General features: G+C 49.2%; 17 protein-coding genes, 1 tRNA gene and 1 pseudogene. 4 read left to right on the forward strand and 15 right to left on the reverse strand.

The window, feature by feature from the left end:
- Positions 1-42: 42 nt before the first annotated feature.
- Positions 43-360, forward strand: a pseudogene (locus HYW32_00035) (recombinase zinc beta ribbon domain-containing protein).
- A gap of 501 nt (positions 361-861) precedes the next feature.
- Here HYW32_00035 and HYW32_00040 read toward each other — a convergent pair.
- The 3 genes from HYW32_00040 to HYW32_00050 all read right to left on the reverse strand — a co-directional run bounded on the left by HYW32_00040 (position 862) and on the right by HYW32_00050 (position 3,794).
- Positions 862-951, reverse strand: a tRNA-Ser gene (locus HYW32_00040).
- Between the two features lie 111 nt (positions 952-1,062).
- Positions 1,063-2,268 (reverse strand): hypothetical protein, encoded by a 1,206-nt coding sequence (locus HYW32_00045; GenBank protein MBI2589414.1) that lies wholly within the window; start codon positions 2,266-2,268, stop codon positions 1,063-1,065.
- Positions 2,265-3,794: a type II/IV secretion system protein gene (locus tag HYW32_00050; protein MBI2589415.1), complete on the reverse strand. Its 1,530-nt coding sequence runs from the start codon at positions 3,792-3,794 to the stop codon at positions 2,265-2,267. Before HYW32_00050 ends, HYW32_00045 begins: the two co-directional genes overlap by 4 nt.
- 80 nt (positions 3,795-3,874) lie before the next feature.
- Here HYW32_00050 and HYW32_00055 point away from each other — a divergent pair, with 80 nt between their 5' ends.
- On the forward strand, positions 3,875-4,564 hold the full coding sequence (locus HYW32_00055) for a hypothetical protein (GenBank protein ID MBI2589416.1): 690 nt from the start codon (positions 3,875-3,877) through the stop codon (positions 4,562-4,564).
- A 96-nt stretch (positions 4,565-4,660) separates the two neighbouring features.
- Entirely contained in the window at positions 4,661-5,590 is a 930-nt protein-coding gene (locus tag HYW32_00060; GenBank protein MBI2589417.1) for a hypothetical protein, read from the forward strand.
- Positions 5,591-5,639: 49 nt separating this feature from the next.
- Here the strand turns inward: HYW32_00060 and HYW32_00065 are convergent, their stop codons facing one another.
- The 12 genes from HYW32_00065 to HYW32_00120 all read right to left on the reverse strand — a co-directional run bounded on the left by HYW32_00065 (position 5,640) and on the right by HYW32_00120 (position 13,510).
- A complete protein-coding gene (locus HYW32_00065; GenBank protein ID MBI2589418.1) occupies positions 5,640-6,860 on the reverse strand; it encodes a hypothetical protein in 1,221 nt (406 codons plus the stop codon).
- Positions 6,861-6,885: 25 nt separating this feature from the next.
- Positions 6,886-7,281: a hypothetical protein gene (locus HYW32_00070; GenBank protein ID MBI2589419.1), complete on the reverse strand. Its 396-nt coding sequence runs from the start codon at positions 7,279-7,281 to the stop codon at positions 6,886-6,888.
- Positions 7,282-7,308: 27 nt separating this feature from the next.
- Complete coding sequence (locus HYW32_00075) at positions 7,309-7,467, reverse strand: hypothetical protein (protein ID MBI2589420.1); 159 nt, start codon at positions 7,465-7,467, stop codon at positions 7,309-7,311.
- Complete coding sequence (locus HYW32_00080) at positions 7,454-7,630, reverse strand: hypothetical protein (GenBank protein MBI2589421.1); 177 nt, start codon at positions 7,628-7,630, stop codon at positions 7,454-7,456. The genes HYW32_00075 and HYW32_00080 overlap by 14 nt, the downstream gene beginning before the upstream one ends.
- A gap of 15 nt (positions 7,631-7,645) precedes the next feature.
- Positions 7,646-7,966 carry a hypothetical protein gene (locus tag HYW32_00085; protein MBI2589422.1) on the reverse strand — a complete coding sequence of 107 codons (321 nt, stop codon included), beginning with the start codon at positions 7,964-7,966 and terminating at the stop codon, positions 7,646-7,648.
- A 90-nt stretch (positions 7,967-8,056) separates the two neighbouring features.
- Positions 8,057-8,488 carry a hypothetical protein gene (locus HYW32_00090; GenBank protein MBI2589423.1) on the reverse strand — a complete coding sequence of 144 codons (432 nt, stop codon included), beginning with the start codon at positions 8,486-8,488 and terminating at the stop codon, positions 8,057-8,059.
- A 7-nt stretch (positions 8,489-8,495) separates the two neighbouring features.
- Positions 8,496-9,365: a hypothetical protein gene (locus HYW32_00095; GenBank protein MBI2589424.1), complete on the reverse strand. Its 870-nt coding sequence runs from the start codon at positions 9,363-9,365 to the stop codon at positions 8,496-8,498.
- Positions 9,362-9,991, reverse strand: a complete 630-nt coding sequence (locus HYW32_00100) for a hypothetical protein (GenBank protein ID MBI2589425.1) — start codon at positions 9,989-9,991, stop codon at positions 9,362-9,364. Before HYW32_00100 ends, HYW32_00095 begins: the two co-directional genes overlap by 4 nt.
- A 46-nt stretch (positions 9,992-10,037) precedes the next feature.
- A complete protein-coding gene (locus HYW32_00105; protein MBI2589426.1) occupies positions 10,038-11,438 on the reverse strand; it encodes an extracellular solute-binding protein in 1,401 nt (466 codons plus the stop codon).
- 28 nt (positions 11,439-11,466) lie between these two features.
- Entirely contained in the window at positions 11,467-12,345 is an 879-nt protein-coding gene (locus tag HYW32_00110; GenBank protein MBI2589427.1) for a UTP--glucose-1-phosphate uridylyltransferase, read from the reverse strand.
- A gap of 12 nt (positions 12,346-12,357) precedes the next feature.
- Complete coding sequence (locus HYW32_00115; protein ID MBI2589428.1) at positions 12,358-12,753, reverse strand: Hsp20/alpha crystallin family protein; 396 nt, start codon at positions 12,751-12,753, stop codon at positions 12,358-12,360.
- Between the two features lie 55 nt (positions 12,754-12,808).
- On the reverse strand, positions 12,809-13,510 hold the full coding sequence (locus HYW32_00120) for a ComF family protein (protein ID MBI2589429.1): 702 nt from the start codon (positions 13,508-13,510) through the stop codon (positions 12,809-12,811).
- Positions 13,511-13,553: 43 nt separating this feature from the next.
- Here HYW32_00120 and HYW32_00125 point away from each other — a divergent pair, with 43 nt between their 5' ends.
- On the forward strand, positions 13,554-14,174 hold the full coding sequence (locus HYW32_00125; protein MBI2589430.1) for a hypothetical protein: 621 nt from the start codon (positions 13,554-13,556) through the stop codon (positions 14,172-14,174).
- Positions 14,175-14,225: the final 51 nt, after the last annotated feature.

The following is a 14,225-nucleotide window of genomic DNA, read 5'->3' on the forward strand; positions in this document are numbered from 1 at the left end:
GGCAAGAAAGGCAAAATGCTTTCCGTCTCAAATTATCAGTATATGTTGAAAAATAAAATCTATTACGGAATGATTGAATATAATGGCGAATTGTATGACGGAAAGCATGAACCGATTATCACAAAGAAACTTTTTGATTTATGCCAAGAAGTGATGGCGAACAAGAGCAAACCGAAATCGCCAAAACTCAAACCTTACATTTTTAGAGGATTTTTCCGTTGTGGAGAGTGTGGTTGTTTCATCACTACGGAAACGCAAAAAGGACACAACTATTTAAGATGTACCAAACGGAAAAATCCTTGTTCGCAAAGGTATGCGAGAGAGGACGCCATCACTTCTCAAATAAAGGAAGAAATCAAAAAAGTTTCTTTGTCTTCCGCTTGGGCAAACGCCTCAATCAATTTTTTCGAAAACGAAAAAATGAAACTTGCCCAAGCGGAAAGCTCTTTCGCCCAAAAAGCGAGAAATGAGCTTGTGGAGATAGAAACAAAACTTGATCGTTTGCTCGATTTGCAACTGGACGGCAATTTGTCGCAAACGGAATATACCGCCAAAAAGCACAAGTTCATTCTCGCAAAAAAGGATTTGGAAGAAAAAATATCCGCTTTTGGGCGAAAGAGCAATAATCGGTTCGAACTTGCCATTGCCTTTTTAAAAGAGGCTAACCAAGCCGAAAAATACGCTCAACAAGAAAATCTCGAACGGATTCGGGATTTTCTCAAAAAGATTGGTTCGAACTTCCGCATTGCCGACCGCACGCTGGCGTGCGATTTCAAAAATGCCTTCAAAATAGCGGAAAAATACCATGCCGAGGCGCTTTGCGCCGAGGCTAATTCTTACGATTTCACAAAAAGTGAAAATTGGCGGAGAGGGTGGGATTCGAACCCACGGAAGCCTTGCGGCCTCACTTGTTTTCGAAACAAGCACACTAGTCCACTATGCGACCTCTCCAATGCTCCGACAGTCTAGGCGAATAACCTGGCATTTTCAACCCGATTACGAGATTCATTGTTACTACAAGTCGGTTGGAGAACAAGGCCTCGAAAACCTCATGGCGCCTTGCTACAAATGGAACATTGCTAGGGCACGATCGAGGATCAATCCCGCGACATCGCGAGATTGGCCGCTTGAAGGGTAGTGATGAAGTTCGATTGCTGGCAGGCTGTTGACCTCGATGATCACGCTTTTGCCTGGGAACAATGGCTCGGCGAGCGTTGGGGCAATGAGATCAATCCCGAGGAGAGGTGCCTTGCAGGTATGGGCCAGCCGTGTAAGTTGAGCCTCAATATCAGGATGAATTGCGTCTGTCGCGTCGTGAAATTCAGCGCCCAACGCGGCGATAACTTTTTCTCCTAGGTAGACCCGTTGCCCAGTCGGAAGAGCGATATCTAACTCATATCCCTTCCGGGTGAGTTCATCGAGAATCGAGTCGCTTACAGCGTGAATGCGCCGACCAGAGCGCGACTCGATTGAGTCGGCTTTTCGACAGAGCAAAGTACGAATCGAGGCTTGTCCATCTCCGACGATCGACGGTGGATCGCGGCGACAGGCGGCAATTAGACGATCGCCAACGAAAACGACTCGCCAGACGTGCCCGGTGATGAACTCTTCCACGATAAGGTAGCGTGAGAATTGGCGGGTGCGCGCAATCGCGTTATCAATCTCGATCGGTGTCGACAGATTAACGAATGTATGGCGGCTAAGACTTCCGAATCGGGGCTTAATGACCACCGGAACCCCAAGCTGTTGCGCGAGCCGACGCGCTCGCGACGCGCTCGTGGCCGCTCCTCCTTGGGCGTGCGGAAGGTCGAGTCGTTGGAGAAGCTGTTTGAGCGCTTGCTTGTCGTCGTACGCTAGTTTTGGCGTTGCCAAAGTGAGGAGCGGTAGCCCTTCAAAGTAATGTCGCCGGTGGTCAGAGTGGAGTTCGCCAATGGGGCAATCCTTTCCTCGAAAAGTTAGACATTCAACGTGCGCGCCTCGTCGGTCAGCGGCGACCGCGATGATGCGTAAATTAGCGGCGGCGACCGTATCGTCGGCTGTAACTTTGCGAGCGCCTAGGACACCGATTTTTCGTAGAATATCAATGCCGACACCCAACCCAAAACCAAAGATCGTATGGATGACCGGCGGAGCGTGTTGTCGTACCCACTGCGTCGGACAACAAAGTGGGGTGGCGATCCACTCCAATATCTCGAGTTGCCGTTCGAGCCAATGATTGGGATGAGCAGTGTAGGGAGCACAGTCGCGACAAACTGATTCAGAGATCATAGTTGAGATTTTGGAGCGTCGTTAGACGCATCTGTCGCCACCCGATGGATCTCTTCCTCGGTTGTAAGGCCGAGTTTAACTTTTTGCATCCCATCCTCAAAGAGCGAGATCATGCCAGCGCGCTTTGAGGCCTGATTGAAGGCATCGATCGAGGCTTTTTGTTGAATAAGCGTTTCGAGTTCAGGATTCGGCGTTAAGAGCTCGGCAATCGCAATTCGACCTTTATAGCGTTCATCCCCCACCCCATTGGGATTTTCCAGACGGCGCACTAATCGTTGAGCAATAATTAGATTGATCACGCCTGAAAGCAAGTAAGTTTTGACGCCCATATCGAGCAAGCGGGGAATCGCGCCGGCGGCTGAATTAGTATGCAAAGTTGCTAAAACCAAGTGGCCGGTCAATGAGGCCTGAACCGCAATCGTAGCGGTTTCGGCGTCGCGAATTTCACCGACCATGATAATATCCGGGTCTTGGCGCAGAATACTTCGGAGCGCGGCCGGGAAATCGTAGTTCTTTTCATGATCGATCTGCGACTGCTGAACGCCTTCAACTCGATACTCGATCGGATCTTCAATCGTAATAATTTTCACGCCAGGTTTGTTTAGCTCCGAAAGAATGGCATAGAGCGTTGTCGTTTTACCGGATCCGGTCGGGCCGGTATTCAAAATCAGACCATTCGGCTTGCTAATCGCAGTGCGAATGACGGCCGCTTGTTCGGGCGTGAAGCCGAGATCGTCAAGCTTAATTTTAGCGCTCCCGCCGGTTAGCAAGCGCAGAACAAAGGTTTCGCCATAGCCAGTTGGTAAGCTGGAAACGCGAACATCAAATTTTTTATCGAGTGAACGATATTCAAACCGTCCATCTTGAGGTGTGTCGATAACATCAAGTTTGAGTTGGGCTAGATACTTAATTCGGCTTCGAAGCAGACGATACTGGGCAAACGACACCTCGGCGATCGTTTGGAGCACGCCATCGATGCGAAATCGAGCCGTCATTTTATTCTCGGCCGGTTCAATATGAATATCGGTAGCGCGCATCGCCACGGCGCCGGCAAAGAGCACATCCATGATCTCGGTGGTTGAGACGGCGCTTAGGCGTTGAGCTAAACCGGCGCGATCCTGAAAATTTGCTAACACCTCGTTTTTTTGCTCGCTCACCGCAGGCGTCGATGGCGCCTTGTCGGCTTCAATCTCGATCAATTTGCGAGCATACGAAAAACTTGTGCCCGAACAAACGGCGAGTGAAAGCGCCATGCCTTGAGCGGCGCCAAATTCGTTCAAAAAACGCGACAGGTCAGGATTCTCCGGATTCGGCGTGGCAAGTTTAAGATTTGCGCCAGCGCGCAAGTAAGGTATAAGGAGATACTTTGAAATTGATTCTTCGGGAATGACATGCAGGATAGTGCGAGAAAATGGGTAGTCGACTAGATTTACATATTGTAAGCGCAGACGCTCGGCAAGCGCTTGCGCTTCGCGTTCCTCCTCATCGCGATTTACGTTTTGCACCATCGAACGCACATCAAACATCAACCCTCCACTTCTCCACTTACTTTACCATACGGATTCGAGTATATTGCGAAATGAGTTCCATATCAAAAGGAGGAAGCATGCCGGAGACAATGACTCCGTCGGAAGCGCAAGAAGCGGCGCCAGATGGGAAGAAGCCAATTGAAAATGCCCCTACTCATCCAGCGCTCGGTGGCAACGATAAGGCCAGAGAATTAGCTCGAGATCTTGCAAGGGCGGCTGACGGAGAGACGCTTGTCGAGCCCACATTGCCCCCATTTAGTGGATTTGGAAAGCCCTCCACCAAAGAAGACCCATTGGCGCTTCATTTGCCTAAAAGTCCAGGCGAGGCAGGCGTTAGCGAAACAATTCAGCCTTTGGCGAACGATGGTGTTTTAAGCCCAGTCGATCTGGCCAGTTTCCCCGCCCAACTTGCGCCTGTCGTTCAAGAACTTGTTGCCCTTATCCCGGATAATCTGCATCTTAAAATCGGTAGCTGGGAACAGCCGCAAGCATCGGGCAAAGGTATCGAAGTTATTCCTTTCTTTGTTGAGAAGGATGGAAAGTTTGAAAAAATTGGCGAAGACCAGTTTCAGGCTCTAATCAGTAAGTTGTCGAATAAGGATAAAAATTCCATCACGCTTGCGCATAAAAACCTCGCGCAAGCCGCCCAGGAATATGTCAACTCGATGCAAATCTCGACGCGACCAGCGCCTGCCGAGAACAAGGGTGAATCAAAAGGAATTTTGGGTCAGGTTCGTTCTTGGTGGAATCGCCTACGAGGCAAGTGAGAAAAAATCTGGTTCAGATTGACATTTCCCTCCTGATATGATACAAATTTTTGTCCTTTAAGCAAGGGCGAAAATTTTTTATTGGAGGGTTTTACAATGAGATACTTTTTTCGCGAGCCGTTTTGGGTGATCGTAATGGCCATCTTTCTCGTGGGGCAGGCGAAGGCGTATACATCGCTCTACAGTCCGGCAGATTACCTTCTGCCGATCGTCGTCGAACGCCCGGAGCAAAGCGGGAGCCGGTCGGTGAATGAAAAGAAGCTCCAGGAGGGCATCGAGCGACGAGTCAGGGCGAACGGCTGGCCGTACGAGGAAGAGCCGCGTGCGTTTTACGCTTTCAAAATTTCGTATGAAATTTTGGCCGAGGGCGATGAGTCGCGGCGGCGATCTTCAACCTTTCGTTATCAGGTGCCGGAGTTTTATTCAACCTGGGATCGGAAGGGTAAGATGCGAACTCATGTTCGCACGCGCACCGTCTCGAGCACGCAACGCGACTCCCAACACCTCAAGGGTTACACCTTCGAGGTGAATGGTCGAGTGATCGATCAGGATGGGAGAACGATTCTTGAAGCCTGGCGGAGCGTGCCTTGGGTTGTGCGCCCACGGGCGTCGAATTCGAGCTCCTACCGCGGAATAGGTGGGAGCGAGTCGAGTAGCGTCACGCGCCGCGCCAACTCAGACGCGATCGAGTCCCATCAGCTCGACAGAGCGATGGACGATCTCATGGGCGATCTGACCGCCCAACTCACTCGCAAGGTTGCCGCGGGTGAGATTGCGAGAGTGTCTCGCGTATCGCGGGGCGGGCCATCGGGGCGAGAAGGTGTAGTACCGGAAAGTATCCGGTGCTCCTCGGAAGCAGTGGTGCTTCTCGAGGCCTGCCCAGAAACGGCTGAGAAGATTCGTGCCATCCTTGTGCGCGGCAACCAACCGCGCTTCACGCGAGCGCAAACCGGCGAGCGGTTTTGGGTGTTACGCGAGGCTCAAAACGAGCCTCGCGGCACCTTTGAAATGGTGCGCATAAAGTAGCAAGTAGCTTTTTTATCGGCCTGTCAGCGTGTGTCTGTAGGCCGGTTTTTTATTCTGGAACGAAAACAGTCCAGACGCGGCCATTGTCGTCCGGCACCGCATCTTGATAAAGCTCTTCACCCGTACTGGCATTTTTGATCGTAACCGGCAGATCCGGTGGTAATTGAAGTGTAGCCGTGCCACTGCTATTCGTTATCACTTCATCGATTTTTTGCCCGCCAGTATAGATTTCAAGGAGTTGATTAGGTTCAGTTTGATTCGTGTTTTTATTATTAGTAGTGATTAGCGTTAGACTCACTGTCTGGCGCGTGTGATCAAGTGTCACCTTACTTTCCTTGCCTTCTTCAACAAAGGCGGGACTAATAAGATTACCCTCTTCGTCGTAGATATCGACCTCGCCGGGTGCGACTTCCTCAACCGTGTCTTGTCCATTGGAGTCGGTGATGACTTCGTGAACAACGTCGGACTTGCGTTCCTTAACGCGCAATTTTACAGCCGGCGCCCCACTCTTGAGTTGAATCTTAACTTTTCCCGCCTTAATACTGGGCGTTGCCCCGCCGCCGCCAACACTGACTTGATTCCCGCCAGGGCTTAAATCGACGTTGGAGCTCCCGGGTGAGATCGAAGGTGTAATATCGGGCGCGTTGAAAGTGGTATCGGCGACGCCTAGAACCTGGAGAATATAAATTCCGATTGGCCACGCGAGAACAACGAGAGCAATGCCAATGACCGATTCAGTCAGCATGCTTTTTGCGGCCTTGCTTTGCGTGTCGTCGCCGGCGGCTGTGAGATAGCGAATCCCGCTTCCCAAAAAAAGAATCATAAAAATTACCGTGGCGGCGATTACGACCAGATTCCAGATTTTTGGAAAAGACGTACCGATATCATGGAAAATTGGGGGCAAGCTTTCGGGCGGTTCGAGGGCGAGCCCGACATTACCTTCTTGGCCAGTTTGTGTTGCCCCGCCCCCAGCGCTTTCACCGGAAAGTTTTTGCATTATATTACCTAGAGTACCCTTTACGCCTTCTACCGCATCATTAATCCCTTTACCAGTGTTTTTAGGTATTTGCCCAAGTGATTTTAAGCTATCGTTAATTGATTCCAAGATGGCGCTAGAGCCATCTTTAGCGTCAGCGGGTTCTGTTTTTCCAGCCGCACCACTTTCCCCCCCGGGGTCATCTCCAGCCTGGACTGTCGATATCGAGAATATCGGGGAAAATACAAAAACAAAGAAGAGTAAGCAATAATAAATAAAACAATAACTCTTCACGTTTTACCCCTCGCTCGTAACCAATTTACTCAACCGTTGTGGGGATGCTGTCGCTTGTCACGCCTTCGATTCCCAAGAGACGCAGAACATAGGTGCCAACTGCCCAGGCGGTTACCACGAGCACCAAGCCAACCACGGCGTCGAGCATGAGCGCCCGCGCTTTTTTCACCTGCTCTTCATTGCCGGAAGAGGCAAGATACATAATGCCGCCAACCAGAAAAAGAATTACAAACACCACGCCCGCTACGATGATGGCGATATCGAAGATGGATTCGATTGTGCCTTCAAAAGTCGTGAATTTATTCGGAATTTTATCGGGTTGTTCGATCGTTTGCCCAAAGGCAACCGCCGGCATGGCCCAGCTCGAAACAGCTAAAATCTTGACTAAACTTTCCCTCTGTCGCATTAACCAGACTGTCATAAATCCTCCTTTGATAAATATATATATTTAGCCGCCGATATCGATTGAACCAATCCCAAGCAAACCCAAAACGTAGTTGCCCACGGCCCACGCAATCACAATAATCACCATCCCGATCACGGCATCAATTAAAAGCTGTTTGGCTTTTTTAGTTTGTTCATCGTTACCCGCATTAGTTAAGTACATTATCTGGCGGATCAATATTTTGCAAAACTTGCCCGCCACCGCTGGCGCTTTCGCCTGTCGACTTCACACTTGGCGCGCCTGGCGCAGTCTTAGCCGCTTTCGCCAAAACGAGTGACGGCGCAAGAAACACAATTAATGAAATTAAGGAAATAAATTTTCGCATAGCCCTCCAGCCTATTTATTGAATGCCCAGATCAAGTTTGCCCGCCTCGCCAATGCCGAGGAGTTGCAAGATATATGTGCCTATCGCCCAGGCAATCACGACAATAATCAAACCCACGATCGCATCCACCAACAGTTTTTTGGCTTTATTCGTGTTTTCCTCGTTGCCGGCGGCCACAAGATACTGAATGCCGCCAATTAAAAAAAGCAGAACGAAAATCACCCCGGCCAAAGTGATGCCGATGTTAAAAAAAGCGCTGATCGCGTCCGAGATATTGGTAAATTCCGTGCCACGTAATTTATTTGGCGTATCGACGCTTTGGGCGAGTTGAATCATTTTTCTTGCCTCTATAAGTTTATAATGCCACTATACCATACTCGTTTCGTCGAGCGTATTTCTCCACAGAGGTGGTGAATTGCCAGTGTCCTAGGGTTCCAACTTAATCGCGTCCGGCAGTATGAACGAGGCGGCGAGAAATTTGAGAAACATATAGGAGCCAAAGACCACGCCGATACCGAGTAAAGTATATAAGATGCCCATTTTAGCCGCTTGTGCTTGAGTGGCGTTTCCACTCGAGGTAACAAGCTTGTAGCCATTTAAGATCAGAAAAATCAGGGCGATTGCCAGAACAAACCTAATCATTGCGTTCGCGATCGCTTTCAAAAATATCATAATATTTTCAAAGGTTTGTTCTTTTGGGTCGCTAACAATGCTCCAGTCGATACCAAAAAGATTTTGATCAGCGGCGTGCGTAAGTTGAGGAATGAGAAAAACGGCAAAAAGAAAAATTAAGCCTATCAAGAAGGTTTTTGACTGAACACGTTTTACCAGTTGGTAGGTTTTGGTTCGCAATGACATTTTTTCCTCACTCAATAAAGCGTTTTAAGACTTCGAGAATACCATAAGCGGTGAGCACAACGACGGCGCCCATAATTGCAAACAACATGCCGTTTTTAGCTTCTTTAGTCGCATCGGTATCGCCAGCGCCCAAAAGATAGCGGAAAGCATTTATCATAAAGAAAACCAGCGTTACCAGGCCAAGAAGAATGATCAAGATGTTGGGGATGCTCGAAGTGACTAGGGTTTCAATCGAATCGACGTTTAAAACACTTTTCAAATCTATCTCGCTGATTGGCGTGATAACTACCTTCGGGCTGGGTGGAAGAGTTGTGCCCTTACTGCTCCCGCCCAGGCCGCCGTTTCTGCTACTACCTCCGCCGCCCCCACTCCCACCACTTCCTCCATCAGCCCCCCCGCCAGTCCACGGAAACTGCCAGCCGTTACCAGACCCGCCATCAATCCCATTATTAAGATCTGATTCCGTAAACAGATCATCATTTGGACCATCGTCAAACCACCAGCGGCTATAATCATCATCTGTCATTTCCCAATCATTGTCGCCATCGTTGCTTCCTACGCCGCTCTCGCTCCCAGATCCGCCATCAATTCCATATTCAAAAGGCAATCTTACGTTGTCATCATTGCCCGTGTACCAGCTGTTATCTTGATTCGGAACATCGTCAAACCATGAGCGATTATCATCTTGATCGGCAGAAGAAAATCCACCACTATTGTCCTCATTATATGGCAAGTACCAGCCGTTATATGGGTTAAATGAAGCTTGAATTGGAAAGCGAATGTTGGAATAGACAAATGCGCTTACTCCAACCAAGCCAGTCAAGCCGAGGATGAATAGTCGAAGCTTAATTTTTTTATTGAGAGAGAATTTTTTCATAAACTAATTAAACCAATCCCAAGCAAACCCAAAACGTAGTTGCCCACGGCCCACGCAATCACAATAATCACCATCCCGATCACGGCATCAATTAAAAGCTGTTTGGCTTTTTTAGTTTGTTCATCGTTACCCGCATTAGTTAAGTACATTACGCTTTGAAAACTGGAACCTAGATCTGGCGCACCAATTTGAAGGATTGCGTTCCCACCAGTGCCACTTGTTCCACCACCATTGCTACCACCATTTGAATTTGCGCCGCCACTCGCGGCTTTATTAGGTGATCCACCTGACGAGGAACCGTTTTGAGCTAAAAGCCCTCCTTGCTGACGAATTTCATCAAGGCCTGGCGCCGGGTCTACGTCATCGGGGCGGCTAAGTGGCCTAAGTTCATTCCTACCGAGCGAGGTGTTGGTAAGACCCCCGTTAAATTCGGCGTCAATTTTATCTTGCGCATCCCCGCCCTCACTAATCATTCCACCATCAACCCAAGCTGGGGATTGAACTGGATCAGCTGAAGCGGTAAAACTAATTTTAGAGTAAGCAAAGGCGCTGGCGCTGATTAGACCCGTCAGTCCGAGGGCAAAAAGTCGAAGCTTAATTTTTTTGTTGAGATAAATTTTTTTCATATCAAAGATTGTTGTATCGTTTTGTCTCCTCGCGATAATAAATCACTCACTCACCCTGTAAAATGGCAGAAATTTTTTGAGCCGCTTCTTCAATGGCATTTTGTGGCGCCTGACTCTTGGTGCCCACGCGTTGAATTAAGTCGCGGAAAATTGTGTCAACTTTGTCGGGACGTTTCGTTTTATACCAACTCTTTGCCGTCTGTTGCTGATATGCAAACGGATTACCGCTCTCGCCTCGATCTAAAACGGTGGGCGGTTCTTCTTCGGGTTTAGGATCAGGCCGTTTTGTTGCCGAACGATAAGGATTACCGCGCTCAATCACCAAATTTTTTAACACCTCCCAGGCTAGAGTGGGATTTTTGGTATTTTTTGTGACCGTTTCAATATAGTACGAAGCATAGTCGACCGGCGTATCGATGTCGCGCACCTGCGGCAGAGGTATGGATGAATATTTGAGTGTCGGCGCGAGCTGGTTAAAGATTAGTTCGTAGTATTGAAAGCCAAAAATCATCGCCGCCTTGCCTTCAATAAAAGCCTGAACATCGCCTGGCATAGAGGTGTTCCAGGAATAGTAAGATTTGGCTGGATCGGCAAAACCGGTAAAGCGTTCTAATGCCTCTGTGCCCTTGAAAACAGTTTGGCCAACGGCATTTTTAACGCCTAAATGAAAGCTTGCGTTGGTGTGCTCGGGCGAAACCATCTCGGCGCCGTTTTGGAGCATGAGCGCGTAGACAACGTCTTCGGCGCGCGAAATGTTGTTGGCGGTGCCGGCGGCGAGACCAGAGACGCTAATACTCCCATCGGGATTTTTTTCAGTGAGAAGTTCAACCGCGCGCTGGAGCTTGTCGTAGGTATTGAGCGGATCGCGGAGCAAGTCAGCCTCTTCATCGCGGTCGACATCTTCGAGTTCAGAGATTTTTTTGTTGAAAACGGCGGTGTTTTTCCAGATGCCGAGGGTGTCAACATAGTAAGGCAAGCCATAAATGCTTCCATCGTACACCACATCTTGCGTAACGACCGGGGCAAACAGGGCTTTGAGGGCATCTTCATCGGTTTGATTGCTGTTTTTACCGAGGAGACCATTGGGCATCGGGACGAGTTTATTCTTGTGTCGCGGAAGCCAATCGTTACGGATCGACCAAATATCCGGCCCCTCGCCCGCGGCGAGCGCTTCAGCGGTAGTCAGTTCGAACTCGCTCGCGCTCATGAGTGTGTATTCAAGTGTGATCGCGGGATTGTCGCGCTCGAACTCCTCGATAATCGGTTCAAAAACCTCGGCGCTATCAAAGGTGCGCCAGATCTTGAGCGTGACTGGTTCGGTTTGGCCAGCGATGCCGCTACTTTGACTGCTTGAAGATTTCCGGCCGATACAGCCAGTTAAGAGTATTGGAATCAAGGCAAGCGCTAAAGCTCGCCCAAACCATTTAATTGGAGTTTTCTGACTCACTTCCCCTCCGTATTTACATTACATTGTATCACGCGCGCAGAACTTTAATGAGAAACTCACGAAACTCTGCTTTGAGATCTTCGCGTTTGAGAGCGAATTCAACAACGGTTTTCAGGTACTCCAATTTATTGCCGGTGTCATAGTAGCGGCCGCCGGCGATCTCTCGAACATAAGCTTTCCGTTTTTTACTCAAAGCATCGATCGCATTGGCAAGAAAAATCTCGTTGCCGTGACCGGGGCGGGTGTGCTCAAGCTCAGTAAAAATGTCCGGCGTTAGCACATAACAACCATCGGCTAAAAGATCAGAAGGCGCTTCATTGGGCAACGGTTTTTCGACCAAACGATTCAAGATTGAAGTGTGCGGCGTTCTGGTTGGAGTGATGTCAAAAATTCCATAGCGGCTGGCATCCTCTTCTCGGGCAAGTTTGACGCCTGACAGAACCGGCTCGCCGAACTCTTGAAATGTTTCCAAGCACTGTTTCAGCCTTGGAGTTTCCGCCCAGGTAAATTGATCACCCCAAAGAACGGCAAACGGTTCGTCGCCAATCACATGTCGAGCGTTCAAAACCGGTGTGCCGTTGCCGTAAGGACCTTTTTGGCGAATGTAGACAAAATTAGCCATCTCGGCGATTCGGCGCACCTCTTCGATTTGGCTCTGTTTCTCGGCTGCTTCGAGACGTTTTTCCAGCTCGAATGGATAATCGAAGTGATCTTCAATCGAGCGTTTATGCCAGCCAGTGACGATAATAATGTCTTCGATGCCCGAGGCGACAGCCTCTTCCACGACATATTGAATGACTGGTTTATCAACAACCGGAAGCATCTCTTTTGGCATTGCCTTGGTGGCGGGTAAAAAACGAGTTCCAAATCCTGCCGCCGGAATGACGGCTTTGCGAACCTTGGCCATAACACCTCTTCACTAGCGCGTTTTAATTGTCAGACGGCGCGCGCGAGTCTTGGTAAGTTTGGGAATTGTGATTGTGAGAATGCCGTTTTTAAGGTCGGCGTTGGCGTTGTCGGCATCCACCGAGGTGGGCAGAACATACGACCGCGAAAATGAACCCCAGTAACACTCTTGAACGAAATAGTTTTCACGTGTAATCGTATCGCCAAACTGGCGTTCGCCTTTGATCGTGACCATGTCGTCGGTGATGGCAATGTCGAGGTTTTCAGGCAAAACACCAGCAATTGGCGCCTTAATAACCACCGAGTCTTCAGTTTGATAGGCGTCGATTGCCAATTGCCCGCCGCTATCTTCTTCCAACCAGTCGTCGCTGGCCACATCCGTAGTTTGTTTGTCTGTCATTAAACCCATGCCGCCTCCTCTATTTATATATTAGAGAGGCAATGAGTAATAGGCAAGAGATGATTTAGGGCGCTTCATCATAGGCGAGGGTAAGAGCGGCGCGTTCGCGAAAGCCAGCTTGGGCAAGACAGCGAGCGGCTTCGGCAAGAGTGGCGCCAGTAGTGCAAATATCATCGATCAGTAAAACAGGCCCTTGAATTTCAGGGCCTGTCCATTTAAAAACGCCGCTCACATTTTTTTGCCGCTCGCGGCGCGAAAGCCCAACTTGACTCCGCGTTTCTTGGATTCGCTGAAGTTGAGTCCTGACAGGTATGTGAGTTAACTCGGAGAGGGCGCGAGCAAGTAGAAAAGCTTGATTATAACCACGGGATCGCAAACGCTGGGGGCTGATTGGGATTGGAATGAGCGCCGACCAAGACGTGTGTTTAAGAATAGTTTGCCAACGACTATATGCATGAGCCGCAAACTCGTCGAAGGCGGCCGAGAGCCCCTGATATTTTAACTTGTGGAGAGCGCGTTTCAGGGGTTGTTTTTGGTAACTCCCGAAACAGCCAAGCGCCTTGAGGTTCAGAGATTGTTGGTGCGTTTTGCACAGCGCGTTCGGCGCGAACGTAGTTCGTCGACAAATCTGGCATTGAGTTGGCGAGAGCGAGAGCGCGCTTTCATGAATACAAGTTTTGCAAAACCAATTTCCTCGTCGCTGGCAACCTAGACAAAAGGTTGGGCAGAGACAATCTCCAATTTCATTAAAAATAAGTTTAAGCATACGCGGGCTTTACTCTTATCTTTTCACCAGAGATGATATTAACATGAGTTCGCAGTCAGCGCCGATCGCAAATTTTTTTAGCAATCGTTTGGCTTATGTCGTTTCGGCTCTCTTTAGTCCATTCTTAATTTTGCCGGCGTTAATTGTCGCCGCAACCTGGCGTGTTGCCGCCTCCCCGCCGCAATTTGTAGCTTGGGTCGGCATCCCCTTCCTTTTTCTCTTTATCATACCGACCGCTTATATTGCGAACGAAGTTCGAGCGCGGCGGATGAGCGATATTCATATTATGGTCCGCGAACAGCGCGCGATGGCATTTTTAGTTTTTCTAGTTTCGGCCGCCGTTGCGATTGGCATCTACTGGTGGATAAAAGTTCCCGCGTCGCTCCTTATTTTAGGCGTTGTTGTTTTCTTAAATGCGTTATTTGCGGCTTTCATTACGCTTTTTTGGAAGATCAGCATTCATGCCTGGGTGCTTTCGGGTGCGGTCACGGCCTTTGCGCTGATTGTCGATTCGCCTTTTGCCTGGTGGATTTTACTTTTTATTCCGCTCGTCATTTGGTCGCGAATCTATCGCGGCCGCCACACAGTTTTGCAAGGGTTGATGGGGGCATTGATTGGCGCGAGCGCCACTTATGCGCTCTATCTTCTAATTCGGAGCACTTAGAATTAGAACTTAGTCGAAAAGTGAGAAAGTTCTAAATTTGCTATAATAAAT

It is taken from the genome of Candidatus Berkelbacteria bacterium, assembly GCA_016187225.1.
Lineage (GTDB): Bacteria > Patescibacteriota > UBA1384 > JACPKC01 > JACPKC01 > JACPKC01.